Below are 15262 nucleotides of genomic sequence, written 5' to 3'. Positions count from 1 at the left end.
CTAACACATAATACGGGAGCTAATCATGATGAGTAAGAAATTTAAAATATTATTTTTTGGTGCGTTAACATCAGCGGCTTTTATTGCCAATGCTGAAGAGAATACAGACTATCAATACTTTGTTGGGTTTGATGCCGGAACTAATATCAGTGGGAAGCAAGAAATAACGCTAGATGGTAGTAAGCATAAATTTGATATCGACAATAGCCCTATCGTAGGACTAAGAGGTGGCGTTACATACAATAATACTCATCAATTTAGTCTTGGGATTGATTATAGAAGTATAGATAGAGAAAAATTTGATTACTCGGATACCGAAGTCGCAACTATCTACACTCGATATGATTATTTGCTCCCTTTAACAAACAATATTTCATGGAATATTGGAGGAAAGGTAGGCTATGAAGAATTCTTTGGTGACTGGCAGTTTGATGATTTCAACCATGAAATGAGTGATATGGTATTAGGAGCTCAAACAGGGCTGAATTATAAATTTGATCAGTGGAGTGTAGGTGCGGAGTTAAATTACCTTCACCATACAGGCGAATATGAATATGAAGATAGTGGCGTACAGCAAAATGTCAAGTTTGGCGATGAATTAATGCTGATGGCCAACGTAAAATATCACTTATAATGTGACGAAAAGGCCACGCCTTTAGACGTGGCCTTTGTACTTGATAACTCGCTAAACAACTAATGCCTCAGACAGGATAAGTCATTCATCCATATAGCTTTCAATGCTAGGGCAAGAGCAAATCAGGTTACGGTCGCCGTAGACGTTATCGACACGGTTGACCGATGGCCAGTATTTGCTTGCCTTGTTATGGGCGGATGGGAAGCAAGCCAGCTCACGGGAATAGGCGTGAGACCACTCGTCTGCCATCAGATCCGCTTGGGTGTGAGGCGCGTTGACCAATGGGTTGTCTTCCAGCGTCCACTCACCGTCTTGCACCTTGGCAATTTCCTCGCGAATGGCAATCATGGCATCACAGAAGCGATCCAACTCTTCTTGGCTTTCACTTTCGGTCGGTTCAACCATCAGAGTACCCGCGACCGGGAAGGACATGGTCGGCGCGTGGAAGCCATAATCCATCAAGCGTTTGGCGATGTCTTCTTCGCTGATGCCGGATGCCTCTTTTAGAGGGCGAATGTCGATAATACATTCGTGCGCAATGCGTCCGTTTTTGCCGCGATAAAGCACGGGGTAGTAGGGACGCAAACGCTCCATCACATAGTTGGCACTGAGAATCGCTAACTCGGTCGCGCGCGTTAGGCCTTGTTCACCCATCATAGCAATGTACGCCCATGAAATAGGCAAAATCGAGGCACTGCCCATTGGTGCGGCCGACACGGCAAATTCGTCACCTTGCTCCACATGACCAGGGAGGAAAGGCGCAAGGTGCGATTTCACCCCAATTGGCCCCATGCCCGGCCCGCCGCCACCGTGGGGAATACAGAAGGTTTTGTGCAGGTTGAGGTGAGAAACGTCTGAGCCAATATAGCCGGGTGTGGTCAGCCCCACTTGCGCATTCATGTTGGCGCCATCCAAGTAAACTTGGCCTCCAGCGTCATGTACTAGCTCACACACTTGCTGCACGGTTTCTTCGTATACACCATGTGTCGATGGATAGGTGATCATAATGCACGAGAGCGCATCGCGGTGTTTGTCGATTTTAGCTTTCAGATCGTCAATGTCGATGTTGCCGTCGTCATCGCAGCCAACTACGACCACTTTCATCGAAACCATTGCCGCGGAAGCAGGGTTGGTACCGTGGGCAGAGCTTGGGATCAAGCACACGTTGCGATGACTGTCGCCACGGCTTTCATGGTAGCGCTGAATCGCGATTAAGCCCGCATACTCCCCTTGCGCACCTGAGTTCGGCTGCATGGAGATCTCATCGTAGCCGGTGATTTCACACAGCATGTCACGCAGTGATTTACCCAGTGTTTGATAACCTTTGGCTTGCTCCAATGGCACAAACGGATGCAGGGCACCAAATTCTGGCCAGGTGACGGGGATCATCTCGGCCGCGGCATTCAGCTTCATGGTACAGCTGCCCAATGGGATCATACCGTGGGTAAGGGAGAAGTCTTTGTTTTCCAACGCCTTCATATACCGCATCAGCTTGGTTTCACTGTGATAGCGGTTAAAGACGGGGTGCGTCAGGTATGCACTGGTGCGGCGGCATGCGGCAGGGATCGCGGCAAATTCATCGGCTTCAATATCGCTCGCCACGCTTTCTGCATTGCCTTGACCGGTAAGCGCGGTAAGTAATTGATTGACTTCTGCTAGCGTGCTCGCTTCATCAAAGCTCACGCCGAGCTGGCCATCCAATTTACGCAGATTAAAACCGGCATCTTGCGCTTGTTGGTACAAGGCATCGGTTTGCTCGCCTGTGTTGAGCGTGACGGTATCAAAGAAGCTGTCGTGAGTAAGGCTCAATCCCGCCGCTTGTGCCGATTTGGCGAACAGTGCGGTCAGATGATGCACACGGCGGGCAATTTTCTTCAAGCCTTCTGGGCCGTGATACACCGCATAAAAAGCAGCCATGTTGGCGAGCAACGCTTGGGCGGTACAAATATTGGAGGTCGCTTTTTCACGGCGAATATGTTGTTCGCGCGTTTGCATCGCCATGCGCAGGGCTTGGTTGCCTTTGCTATCGACCGATACGCCAATCACGCGGCCGGGCATGGTGCGTTTTAGCTTGTCACGCGTGGCCATAAAGGCGGCGTGTGGGCCACCATAACCCATGGGCACGCCAAAGCGTTGTGCCGACCCAATCACCACATCCGCGCCCATTTCACCCGGCGCTTTAAGCAAGGTGAGTGAAAGTAGATCGGTGGCGACTGCGACTAGCGTCTTCTTGCTTTGTGCGTCTGCAATCAGCGTGCTGAGATCGCGTACTTCACCGGTGGTGCCAGGATACTGGAGCAGGGCGCCAAATACGTCGTACTGATTCAGCGTGTCGGTGTCATCAACAATGATGTCATAGCCGAGGAAGTTAGCGCGCGTTTTAATCACGTCCAGCGTTTGTGGGTGCACATCACTGGCAACAAAAAACGCGTTGCCTTTGTGCTTGCCGCCACGCTTACACAGAGTCATGGCTTCCGCCGCGGCAGTGGCTTCGTCGAGCAGCGATGCGTTGGCCAAATCCATCCCCGTTAAGTCCATCACCATTTGCTGGAAGTTCAGCAACGATTCGAGTCGGCCTTGCGAGATCTCGGGCTGATAGGGGGTATAAGCCGTGTACCAGCCCGGGTTTTCTAACACATTGCGTAAAATAGGCGGTGGAGTATGCGTGTGGTAGTAGCCTTGGCCGATCAGGCTGCGCTTAATGGTGTTTTGCGCGGCAATGTTGCTAAGTTCGGCCAGCATCTGGGTTTCGCTTTTGGGCGCACTCAGGTTTAACGGCTTTGGCAAGCGAATGTCAGCAGGGACAGTTTCTTCAATTAAGTGCTCAAGGCTGGTGGCATTGATCGCCGCCAGCATCGCATTTTGCTGATTGATATCGGGGCCATTGTGGCGCGCGATAAAATCATTATCGGCCACTAGGCTATCGAGTAAACGAGTTTGCGTCATGGTATTCGTCCTGAATTAGTCTTCAATCGTTGCCGCGTACGCGTCTGCATCCATCAAGTGATCCAAATTGGTATCGTCAGCCAGCTTAATTTTGGCAATCCAGCCACCTTCAAAGGGTGCTTCGTTGACCAGCTCTGGACTATCTTCCAAATCTTCATTGATAGCGACGACTTCACCATCCACGGGGGCATAGATATCAGACGCGGCTTTCACTGATTCCACCAAAGAGAAGCTCTCACTTTGTTCAGTACTGTCGCCAACCTCGGGTAGATCGACAAACACGACATCACCAAGCAGTTCTTGGGCATGATCAGTGATCCCCATAGTGACAGTGCCATCGCCATTGTCTTTAACCCACTCATGGCTTTTCGAAAACTTCAGTGTCGCGTCCATTTGTTACTCTCCTGCTTTAAATACGAGCTGCTCAAACAATGAGCGATTTACAATGTAAAATGAGGTGGCGTTGGTGACGCCAGCTCTTAAATTCAATTTATTGGCGATACACGGGGAAACGTGCGCAGAGTTGCTGCACGTCTTTACGCACGCGCGCCTCGATGTCGGCGTTGCCTTCTGGCGATTCGACGAGGGCATCCAACACATCGCCTATCCATTCGCCGATTTGACGAAATTCATCGGTGCCGAAACCGCGGCTAGTGCCGGCTGGCGTGCCGAGGCGAATGCCGGAGGTGATCATGGGCTTTTCGGTGTCAAAGGGGATGCCGTTTTTATTACAGGTGATCCCAGCACGTTCAAGTGCTTCCTCAGTTTGATTGCCTTTTAAGCCTTTGGGGCGTAAATCAACTAGCATCAAGTGGGTATCGGTGCCGCCGGTAACAATGTCGCAGCCACGGGCCAGGAGCACTTCCGCGAGCGCTTTGGCGTTAGCAACCACTTGATCAATATACAGTTTAAACTCAGGCTCTAATGCCTCACCCAATGCAACGGCTTTGGCCGCAATCACGTGCATCAGCGGACCGCCTTGCAGACCGGGGAACACGGCCGAGTTGATCTTTTTATCGATGTCCTCGTGATTGGTGAGGATCATGCCACCGCGTGGGCCACGCAGGGTTTTATGCGTAGTGGTGGTAACCACATGCGCATGGGGCAGTGGCGAGGGATGGGCGCCCGTGGCCACTAGGCCAGCGATATGCGCCATATCAACCATCAGGTAGGCACCCACTTCATCGGCAATCGCGCGGAAACGGGCAAAATCAATCTGACGTGGGATCGCACTACCCCCGGCGATAATCATCTTGGGTTGATGCTCGCGAGCCAGCACCGCGACTTCATGGTAATCAATTTCTAGACTGTCTTTGCTCACGCCGTACTGCACAGCGTTAAACCATTTACCGGATAGCGCAGGGCGCGCGCCGTGAGTGAGGTGGCCGCCAGCATCGAGTGACATACCTAAAATGGTGTCACCGGGTTGCAGTAGCGCCAGCATCACGGCGCCGTTGGCTTGTGCGCCCGAATGCGGCTGCACATTGACATACTCGCAGTTAAACAGCTGTTTGGCACGGGCTTGAGCGATGGCTTCGACTTCGTCAACGTGCTCGCAGCCGCCATAATAGCGGCGGCCCGGATAACCTTCGGCGTATTTATTGGTTAAGCAGGTGCCTTGCGCTTGCATCACGGCTTGCGAAACGATGTTTTCTGACGCAATCAATTCGATTTGTTGCTGCTGGCGTTTATGTTCCGCGTTAATCGCGGCCATCACGGCACCGTCTGATTCAGACAAGTTGGTTGAGAAGAATTGCTCAAGTTCCACGTTTGGGTAGCTGGGTTTCATTGCTTCATCCTTGTTGACTGGCCATGGGTTAGCAGGCCACCACATTAATTGGGATCACATTGGTAGCAAGGCCGCCTTGCGAGGTTTCCTTGTACTTGCTCATCATGTCGAGCCCTGTTTCGTGCATGGTTTTTATCACGCTATCGAGTGACACATGGTGCTCACCATCACCGCCGAGAGCGAGGCGGGTTGCGTTAATCGCCTTCACGGCGCCCATAGTGTTGCGTTCGATGCAGGGCACCTGCACCAAGCCATTGATGGGATCGCAAGTGAGTCCTAGATTGTGTTCCATGCCAATCTCTGCAGCGTTTTCAATCTGCGCATTGGTGCCTCCCATCGCTGCAGCGAGCCCCGCTGCTGCCATGGAACAGGCTACTCCGATTTCTCCTTGGCAACCCACTTCGGCCGCAGAGATAGACGCATTGGTTTTATACAAGGAACCAATCGCGGCAGAAGTCGCTAAAAAGGTACGAATACCTTCTGGATTGTTGGGCGAGACAAACTTGTCGTAATACGCCAACACCGCTGGGATCACACCTGCTGCGCCATTGGTCGGCGCGGTAACCACTCGGCCACCGGCGGCATTTTCTTCGTTGACTGCCATGGCAAACAGATTGACCCAATCATTGCTGTCTGTCGGTAATCCATGCGCTTGTTTGTCATGAATGGCGTCGTACATCCCTTTAGCGCGTCGCTTAATATTTAAACCGCCGGGTAAGACGCCGCCTTGTTGAATACCGCGGTCGATGCACTCGCGCATCACTTGCCAAATATGATCGAGCCCTTGATTGACGGTATCCCGCGTCGCACTGGGGTCGGTATACTGAGCTTGGGCAATTTCATTGGTAAACATCAGCTCACTGATTGTCATGCCCGTTTTTTCGCATTGCTCAAGTAACTCTGCCGCACTTTTGAACGGATAGGGGGGCGTAAAGTCGGAGGCCAGCGCATCCGTTTCACCTTCTTCCACCACAAATCCACCGCCGACCGAAAAATAGGTTTTTCGTGCCAAGCATTTGTCTTTTTTGTCATAAACACTGACGGTCATGCCATTGGGATGGGCGGGTAACACCTGATCGTAGTGAAACACCAAATCCGCATCCCAACTAAACGGGACATAATGACTACCAGCAAAGGGCAGTTCGCCGCCGTTTTTAACCATTTTGGTCATGGTTTCAATGTCGTCTGATTCGATGGTGGCGGGCATTTCGCCCATTAGCCCCATCACACACGCGACGTCCGTGGCGTGGCCCTTTCCGGTTAACGCTAAGGAGCCGTATAAATCGACGCTCACGCGATGAATCGCATCGAGCGAGAGTGTTTGGATCGCGAATTGTGAAAAGCGTGCGCAGGCCAACATTGGCCCAACGGTGTGCGAGCTGGAGGGTCCGACACCGACTTTAAACAGGTCAAACATGCTGTGACTCATGGCATGTCTCCTACACAGGTAAGGTACGTATTGTTGTTGGTAGATGTCTTTGTAGACACCTTGCATTGCTCACTCATCAGCAGTGCTACCTACAGTTTATATCCTTGCCACAGAACGCTACCTGAAACAGGTCGCTGCAAGCGGCGAGAGTGATAACAACCGGTACGCGCTGGTGATGATTTAAACATTTTGTTAACGTACCTAAGCCGTAACTTTTCCGCAAAATAAATTTCCAATAGGAAACCTATGTTGTGATCGCGATGACATAACGACCTCTGGCTATACGATCAACCTTGTTACGCAAACGTTTGCCTTTTTATCCTAAGCTGAGGTAAATTGCAAACAGCGTCGGGTTTCTCATCATCGTTTTTTGCATCGCAACGCCATGACTGCTTGTCATTTATGGACTTTTCCTTTTAAGCGTATTGGCGGCGATCCATTGATTCACGAAATTGAGGGGAACGAGGCGGTTGCACCTTGCCCAACAGGACAATATTTCCAATAGGAAACTTTTTTGTTAAAAGTGTTAACTATGCCGATGACGTTCGAGGGTGGGATGTGTCAGAATGCGGCGTTAATAGAGTTAACCATGTTAGCGCGGAGGCAGCCCAACGGTGTCAACAAACCATTTAACACAGGATGTGTATCCCTCAATGCAGGTAGAAAAAGCGCAAATGGATGATGAACAACGTGCGCCAATTGCGCCGTTGCGGTTGGGCCCACGATTAAAAGCGATTCGAGTGGGGTTAGGGCTGACGCTCGAAGAAGCAAGTCAACGCACGGGATTAGCGCGCTCGACCTTATCAAAGATAGAGAATGAGCAAATCTCCCCGACTTTCCAAGCGATGCAAAAACTCGCTCACGGCCTAGACATTGACGTGCCTCAGTTGTTTGCGCCACCCAAAAAACGGCAAGCAACAGGGCGCCGTGATATTACACGAGCCGGTCAGGGTAAGGCGCATCCAACCGGCACCTATGAACACGAGCTACTGGCAACGCAACTGAGCAACAAAAAGATGATGCCATTTAAGTCGCGTGTCCGTGCCCGCGCTTTTGAAGATTACAGTGACTGGATCCGTCACGATGGTGAAGAGTTTTTGCTGGTGTTGGAAGGCAGCATTCGCTTTTACTCTGAGTTTTATGAAGCGATCACCCTCAATGAGGGAGACAGTGTTTATTACGATGCCACGATGGGACATATGTTGGCATCGGTCAGCGAGGATGACGCACTCATCTTGTGGGTGACCGCATCTTAACGCAATGTCACGAAAACTGGCGACGCGCATCGTCGACTAGCATTACTTTTTATCGCCATTTAGGCAGAACATGGAGTGAACAATGGCAGAGTTACTAACGACCCCACTACACGCATTGCACATTGAGATGGGCGCAAAGATGGTCCCCTTTGCTGGCTATGATATGCCCGTCCAATATGCGCTCGGTGTTCGCAAAGAGCATCTCCATTGCCGCGAACACGCAGGTCTGTTTGATGTATCGCATATGGGGCAGGTTCGTCTCGACGGAAAGGATGCAGCCAAAGCGCTAGAAGCCTTAGTGCCTGTTGATGTCATTGATTTACCGGCAGGCAAACAACGTTATGGCGTGTTCACCAACGCACAAGGTGGAATTCTGGATGACCTCATGATTGCCAACCTAGGCGATCATCTCTTTCTGGTCGTTAACGCCGCCTGCAAAGCACAGGACATTCAGCATCTGCGCGATAACTTGAAAGGGGATGTGACCGTTGAGGTGCTTGATGATCGTGCGCTGTTGGCACTGCAAGGGCCAAAGGCTGCGCAAGTGCTGGCGACATTCAACCCGAAGGTTAATGACATGGTGTTCATGGACATTCAACCTGTTGAGATTAATGGCATTCATTGCGTGGTGAGTCGTTCCGGTTACACTGGCGAAGATGGGTTTGAGATTTCGGTGCCAGCGGAGCACGCAGAGTCCCTCGCCAAAGCGCTGCTTGCCAATGACGACGTGGAATGGATTGGCCTAGGTGCACGTGATTCACTGCGTTTGGAATGTGGTTTGTGCCTGTATGGTCATGATTTGGATACCACCACTACGCCAATCGAAGCGAGCCTTATTTGGGCAATCAGTAAAGTGCGTCGTGCGGAGGGTAAGCGCGCCGGTGGCTTCCCCGGTGAGGCGAAAATTCTCGAGCAGATTGCCACTAAAGCGGTCAGCCGTAAGCGAATTGGTCTCTTGGGCCAAAGTAAAGCGCCTGTGCGTGAAGGCAGCAAGCTGTTCGATGCCAACGATAACGAAATTGGTATCGTGACCAGTGGTACCTTTGGTCCCACTAAAGGCATGCCCGTTGCAATGGCGTATGTGTCACCGGAATTTACCGCGGAGGGCACGGAGGTGTTTGCTGAAGTACGTGGTAAAAAGCTGCCCATGACCGTCGAGAAAATGCCCTTTGTACCGCAGCGGTATTATCGCGGCTAACTAGGGCGATGGAGAATAAAAAGCGCAGCGTCAAGCAGCTGCGCTTTTTTATGGGCAGTGAGCAATAAGGTTACGCGTTGCTAAGCTGCTCAACCGCCTCTAGGGCTTGCGCACCATAAATCAACGACGGGCCGCCGCCCATTAAAATGGCAACGTTGATTGCCTCTACACATTCTTGCTTGGTCGCACCGTGCTTTAATGCGGCGGCAACATGTGCGCCGATACAGCCATCGCAACGCGCGGCAATACCAATCCCCAATGCAATCAACTCTTTGGTTTTTACATCAAGGTCGCCTTCTGCCATTGCAGCGCGATGAAGCTGACCAAATGCCGCCAGGGTCTCACTGCTGTTTGCTTTAAATTGTTTATTTAACGCCAATTGTTGCTCATTGATTTCTTGATAGTTTTTCTTGGTCATCGTCTCACCTTTTATTTTAGCTTTGACTAATATATTTGCTTTGTGTGTAGGATGCAATCCGTGTCCATGATTTATAATTTATTGCCTAGAAATCTTTCTCATCCTGTTGGTTTCGATTTGCCAGCGCCGTTAAATCCGCTTTTTTATGGCTGCCTGAAAATGCCTGTTCTAGTCTCAATAAGTCACTATTGATAGTTGACATACTAATACTGAACGGTAGGTAGTCACTGACGGGGGTCAGTTATGAGTATTAAAAAACGTATTTTAGCCATTGTGTTGACAGGGGTGGTATTGCCGACACTGATTATTAGTGTCGTCGCCTTGTATCAGTTCCGAACAAGTACCCTAATTAGCTACGAGCAAAGCTCTTATAAGGAAATGCAGCACATTGGGAATGCGTTTAAGTTCTACCTACAAGGCCTGTCTGCTAACGCGAAAATGTTAGCCAATAGCCAAGCCCTGCAAGAGCTCGATGGCAGTGTCGCCAAATACATGGGCCCGGCAAAGCAAATGACATCGCCTCAGAATAGCCCGGTCGAAGCTCGTGCGTTTAAATTGTTGGATGCAATGGGTAATTCGCGTGATGATTTCGCCTATGTCTTTCTCGGTTTAAGCGATGGGGGCTACATTCAGTGGCCGCAAGGGGAGTCTGGCAACTACGATCCTCGGCAGCGCCCTTGGTTTAAGACGGGGTTAGGGAGTGGTAATAACCCTGTGCGCGTACCGGCATACCAAGATATTACATCGGGCGCACCTTTACTGGATTATGTGATGGAGTTTCCTGCGCAAGACGGCCTGACTGGGGTGGTGGGTGTTGATGTTACCTTGGAGGCATTGACCAATATGCTTGGCGAGGTCACGCTCGGCCAGTCAGGTTACATTGTGCTGGTGGAAGATACCGGCACCGTCTTGGCCGATCCCAATAACCCAGATAACAACTTTGAATCTGTGGATGGCGTGAATAGCGTCTACAGCGGTCAATCGCTAAGCCGTTCGCTCAAGGCGGTGTCATTTGWCGGTGAGTCTTATTTTGTTAACCAGTATCAAGCGCCCGATAGCGGCTGGCGTTTAATTGGTATTGTGCCGCAGCAAGAAGTGTTAGGGCAGGTGAATCAACTGCAAACCGTAATTATCTCGATTGGTGTACTTTTAGTGGTGATTTTCGGGGTGCTGGGCTTCTTTATGGTTAACCGAATCTCTGCCTCGATTGTTGCGGTGAGTGATGGGCTCAGTGATGCGGCAAGCGGTGAAGGTGACTTAACCAAACGTTTGCCGGTAACCAGCAAAGATGAGCTAGGCACGACCGCCACTGCCTTTAACCAGTTCGTGGATGTGATCCAAGAGCTGATTATTGGCATTAAAGATCGCTCGCTAAAGCTCACATCTCATGCCGATCACACCACCCAGTTTGCTGAGCAGCTGGATGGCGCAAGTCACCAGCAGCGCTCAGGGCTCGAGCAGATTGCGACCGCGTTCCATCAAATGGTCGCGACGGCCAATGAGGTATCGCAAAACTGTAATCAGACGGCCGATTCGGCGCAGCAATGCCAATCAGAAGTTGATCGCGGCATGGCCTTGATGAATAACACGCGCGCAGCAGTGCAAGAAATGGCGACCACGCTCAACGAAGCGGATAGCGCCATGGCTGAGCTTACTAAAGAAAACGACAATATCACCGCCATGCTGGACACCATTCGTGGCATTGCCGAGCAAACCAACCTATTGGCGTTGAATGCGGCGATTGAATCGGCACGTGCGGGGGAGCATGGCCGAGGCTTTGCCGTGGTGGCGGATGAGGTTCGGGTGCTGTCGCAAAAGACCACCAAATCGACCGAAGAAATTGACGAGTTGTTACAAGCCTTGACTCAACGGACTAGCCAGCTGTCAGAAAAGCTACAGGGCAGTGTGGAACACTCGCAGACGACCACCGAGGCAACTGAAGAGGCCCTGAGTGTATTTAGTACCATTCAAGAATTGGTGGGACAGATCCATGATATGGCCGCGCAAATCGCCACCGCAACAGAAGAGCAGCACTCGGTGTCGGAAGACATTAATCAGAATGTGACCAACGTATTGGATGGTGCGAATAGTGCTGCTGAAACCGCGGAGCAAACTAACGCAACGGCGGCCGAGTTACGTATGGTGGCGACTGAACTCTCAGAGTTGGTAAACCGATTCAAAACCGACAAACCCAGCACATAACGGCGCTATCTTTAAACAGGAGCGCCAAAGATGAACGGCGAGCAGGTAGGCTCGCCGTTTTATTGTGCACGTGATGTTTATCGCTACACCACTTCAACAAATCCCATTAGACCGGTTTTCATGTGCTCAATGACATGACAATGGTACATCCATCGGCCAGGGTTATCGGCCACAAAGGCTGCCTTGGCGTGGCCATTTTTACCCAATAGCACGGTATCGGTATGGAAAGGTGTCACGGGTTTACCGTCCATTTCCAGCACGGTAAAGGTATGACCATGTAAATGGATTGGATGGTGGTACTGAGTGACATTCTTTAAATCGAAAATATAGGTTTTGCCCCGTTCGAGCGTTGCGATCGGATCGGGAATATTGCCTTTGCTCATTCCCTCCCATGCGCGTTTATTCATCAGCCAAAATTCGTGCTTCCCTTTTCCTTGTTTATCGGCGGGTGTGATTGCGCCGGCCCATTCAAAGACAAAGTGTCGCGTTTCCGCATTCGCCAAGTCAGGAGTGGCCACTGGATTAAGTGGCAGGGCGGGCAAAGGTTTTTCGACCAAGGTGGATGGCGTTGTGGTAAAGCTAGCCAGTAGGAAAGGAAAACGGCCTTTCATGTACATGATCTCAACATTGGCTCCGGCTTTGGGGGCGATCAAACCAATATCGAGTCGCATACCGGGCGCGATCTTGTGCTCTTCGAGTCGTCGAGGGGTTGCGATCGGATTGCCGTCAATGGCAATAATCCACGCGTCCGCACCACGGACTTGAATGGGATAAGTCAGGGTATTATCGACGTTGGCTAATCGTAGGCGAGTGGTGGCATTTTCTTGTAGTTCATACTTAGGTTGATGAACTCCGTTTACCGTGCCCCATTCACCCGGCGTTCCCATTCGGGCGCTGTAACGAGGAATGGCGAGATCTTTCCATTGCCCTTGGGGGTCGAGGTGCCAATGTTTGAGCATGAGTACATGCTCTTCGTCAAACGCGACCGGTGACGCTTCTTCCACCACAATGGTGCCCACCAAGCCTTTGCCCAATTGCACCACAGAGTTCATGTGAGGGTGATACCAAAAGGTGCCAGCGTCAGGCGGTGTAAAGCGATAAGTAAAGGTTTCGCCCGGCTGAATAGGGGGTTGGGATAAAAAGGGTACACCGTCCATTTCAATCGGAATGCGGAGTCCATGCCAATGAATGGTGGTGGGTTCATTAAGGTTATTGGTAAAGTGAATCGTCACGGGCTCGCCCTGACGGCAGCGAATCGTGGGCGCGGGGATCTTGCCGTTAAATGCCAATACATCCGTTTGATGGCCGGGCACTAAAGATGCTGTGCTTGGCTCAGCGCTTAAGTGATATTCCCACATGCCATTATCTCGTGATGCGGATACCAGCGAACAAGCAGGAAGGGCGGACAACGCAGCGAAAGCAGCGGAAGATTGGAGAAAGCGACGTCGAGTGAGGCCATGCACTGGCATGCCTTGGTCACGGCAAGTCATAAGAATACCTTTCGAATCAAATAATCGACTTACTATACCGTGAACGCGTCAAAGTGAGAAAGATTATCAATTGACCCTGTGAGGCAGTTAAAATAAGCCAGCAACAGACTGCTGGCTCGATAGTCGGATTATTGACGGTGAAAAATGTCGAGGCCAGGTGCTTGATTTATGGCGGGTAATGCTTCGAATTCAGGCTTGGCAATATAATACCCTTGGAAGAAGTCGATGCCTAAATCGTGCAAGCAGCGTAATTCTTTCTCAGTTTCTATCCCCTCGGCAATAATTTGACGCCCTAGCTCCTCACACATTGCCACACTGTGGCGCACAATCGCCTGTTTCACCGGGTCAGTATCAATATCTCTCACCAGCGCCATATCGATTTTAATAATATTAGTATCAATATTAGCCAGCGCCGTTAGGCCAGAGTAACCGGCGCCAAAATCATCAATGGCGGTAATAAAGCCTTGCGAGCGGTAATAGCGAATAATGCGTTGAATATGACCATAATCAAGCACTTCTTCCCCTTCGGTAAACTCAAACAAGATGCGATCGAGCGGAAACTGGTGTTCGCGCGCGGCTTTAAGGGTGGTTTGAATACAACGTTCGGGCTCGTAAACAGCATTAGGCATAAAGTTAATGCTCAAAAAGCAGGGAATCTCGAGCTTTGCCGCTAATGACACCGCTTTGATACGGCAGGTCTGATCAAATTGATACTGATTGTCGGCGTTTACATGTTTAAAAACACTGCCCGCACCGCCGCCATCCATGCCTCGTACCAGCGCTTCGTATGCGAAAACACGCCCAGTGGATAATTGAACAATTGGCTGAAAGGCCATTGAAAAGGCAAAAGGGAGCGGTTTTTTGTTTTTGCAGGCATCACATTGGGAGGCAGAATGTGTCATAGATTTAAATATCAATGAAATAAAGGTGTTTACACAATAATAGATGGTGCGTGTCTTTAATGCGAGTCAAGGTGTCTAATCTCTGCGCCACGACGATTTCTCCACAATGCATAAGTAAGTTGGCACTAGATATGCTTAATAATTAAGCGGCAATATCAGGCGCTTTTTTGACGTCGTGTGATACAAAAAGTATGGCATACGGATGAACAAGCTGCTTTTTGCTGATAATGGCGACAAAGTGACCAAATTTGGTTTATACCTTAATAAGGTTGTTAAACGACCGAAAATACCAGATGTGCCGGTTCAAGGTAGCTGGCCAGTGACAGAGGATGAACGTCATGCTTGCTGAAAAACGGGATGAAATAGACAACCCCCTGATTTGGCCAATACTCAGTATCTTGGAATCTACGCGACAAAGCTGGAAAGTGCATCACCTTCTCAGTGAGTTGCAAAAAAACACCATCATGGCAGAGCTGGATGCTGACCCGCATCTTGATCTGTTTAAGCGCAATTTTTTGATAATGAATGCGCTATACCAACTGCAAGAGATGTTGCTACCTCAGCAGTGGTTGCAGGTGGAGTCAATGGACATTCAATTGCAGTGGCGTGTTGGCGGTAATGGTTTTGTGGCAAACGAAATCGATTATCAAGATCCACTCCGTGAATATTACATGGATTGGAACAACTACGACGCTAGCCGAGACGATGTCAAAGAGCTGCTATCGTCGTTTTGGAAGCATTATCAACGCCATATTGGTAATGATGCGCCGGGCGAAACCATGCTAGAGCGCAAAAAAGCTCTGGCCGTACTTGGGTTGGATGAGCATGCTAGCGAGCATGAGATCCGTCGCCAGTGGCGTAAAATGGCGTTGAAGTGGCACCCAGACCGTCCTGAAGGCGATGCGACCACGTTTCGTGAAATGTGCGAGGCATGGCAAAGCCTGCGTCTTTAACTCCGCCCTCAGCAAGCAAATACAGGGTGTGGTGACACACCCTGT

General features: G+C 50.4%; 12 protein-coding genes. 5 read left to right on the top strand and 7 right to left on the bottom strand.

The genetic code is table 11. The features are described from left to right. Nucleotides 1-25: 25 nt before the first annotated feature. Nucleotides 26-634, top strand: coding sequence for an outer membrane beta-barrel protein (locus tag BZG84_RS13500; protein WP_077678323.1), 609 nt, complete (start codon nt 26-28; stop codon nt 632-634). Between the two features lie 81 nt (nt 635-715). Here BZG84_RS13500 and gcvP read toward each other — a convergent pair whose 3' ends face one another. The 4 genes from gcvP to BZG84_RS13480 all read right to left on the bottom strand — a co-directional run bounded on the left by gcvP (nt 716) and on the right by BZG84_RS13480 (nt 6798). Next, nucleotides 716-3580: an aminomethyl-transferring glycine dehydrogenase gene (gene gcvP, locus BZG84_RS13495; RefSeq protein WP_077479618.1), complete on the bottom strand. Its 2865-nt coding sequence runs from the start codon at nt 3578-3580 to the stop codon at nt 716-718. 15 nt (nt 3581-3595) lie between these two features. Further along, a complete protein-coding gene (gene gcvH / locus BZG84_RS13490; RefSeq protein ID WP_077678322.1) occupies nt 3596-3973 on the bottom strand; it encodes a glycine cleavage system protein GcvH in 378 nt (125 codons plus the stop codon). A 97-nt stretch (nt 3974-4070) separates the two neighbouring features. Further along, nucleotides 4071-5369: a serine hydroxymethyltransferase gene (locus BZG84_RS13485; RefSeq protein ID WP_077678321.1), complete on the bottom strand. Its 1299-nt coding sequence runs from the start codon at nt 5367-5369 to the stop codon at nt 4071-4073. 28 nt (nt 5370-5397) lie between these two features. Further along, a complete protein-coding gene (locus BZG84_RS13480; protein ID WP_077663158.1) occupies nt 5398-6798 on the bottom strand; it encodes an L-serine ammonia-lyase in 1401 nt (466 codons plus the stop codon). Between the two features lie 653 nt (nt 6799-7451). On the opposite strand from BZG84_RS13480, the gene BZG84_RS13475 reads away from it, so the two are divergent. Beyond that, complete coding sequence (locus tag BZG84_RS13475; RefSeq protein WP_077481649.1) at nt 7452-8054, top strand: helix-turn-helix domain-containing protein; 603 nt, start codon at nt 7452-7454, stop codon at nt 8052-8054. An 82-nt stretch (nt 8055-8136) separates the two neighbouring features. After that, a complete protein-coding gene (gene gcvT / locus BZG84_RS13470; RefSeq protein WP_077481651.1) occupies nt 8137-9252 on the top strand; it encodes a glycine cleavage system aminomethyltransferase GcvT in 1116 nt (371 codons plus the stop codon). A gap of 70 nt (nt 9253-9322) precedes the next feature. Here gcvT and BZG84_RS13465 read toward each other — a convergent pair whose 3' ends face one another. Beyond that, nucleotides 9323-9670 carry a carboxymuconolactone decarboxylase family protein gene (locus BZG84_RS13465; RefSeq protein WP_077481653.1) on the bottom strand — a complete coding sequence of 116 codons (348 nt, stop codon included), beginning with the start codon at nt 9668-9670 and terminating at the stop codon, nt 9323-9325. Nucleotides 9671-9913: 243 nt separating this feature from the next. Here BZG84_RS13465 and BZG84_RS13460 point away from each other — a divergent pair, with 243 nt between their 5' ends. Then, nucleotides 9914-11872, top strand: a complete 1959-nt coding sequence (locus BZG84_RS13460) for a methyl-accepting chemotaxis protein (protein ID WP_077678320.1) — start codon at nt 9914-9916, stop codon at nt 11870-11872. Between the two features lie 83 nt (nt 11873-11955). Here the strand turns inward: BZG84_RS13460 and BZG84_RS13455 are convergent, their stop codons facing one another. Next, entirely contained in the window at nt 11956-13341 is a 1386-nt protein-coding gene (locus BZG84_RS13455; RefSeq protein ID WP_077481657.1) for a multicopper oxidase family protein, read from the bottom strand. A gap of 149 nt (nt 13342-13490) precedes the next feature. Then, a complete protein-coding gene (locus BZG84_RS13450) occupies nt 13491-14264 on the bottom strand; it encodes an EAL domain-containing protein (protein WP_077663155.1) in 774 nt (257 codons plus the stop codon). Nucleotides 14265-14602: 338 nt separating this feature from the next. Here BZG84_RS13450 and BZG84_RS13445 point away from each other — a divergent pair, with 338 nt between their 5' ends. After that, nucleotides 14603-15217 (top strand): DNA-J related domain-containing protein, encoded by a 615-nt coding sequence (locus BZG84_RS13445; protein ID WP_077481946.1) that lies wholly within the window; start codon nt 14603-14605, stop codon nt 15215-15217. Nucleotides 15218-15262: the final 45 nt, after the last annotated feature.

The sequence above is a fragment of the Salinivibrio sp. PR932 genome (assembly GCF_001996125.1).
Classification (GTDB): Bacteria; Pseudomonadota; Gammaproteobacteria; order Enterobacterales; family Vibrionaceae; genus Salinivibrio; species Salinivibrio proteolyticus.
The sequence above is the reverse complement of the archived record's forward strand: the minus strand, read 5'-3'. Positions and strand labels throughout refer to the sequence as shown.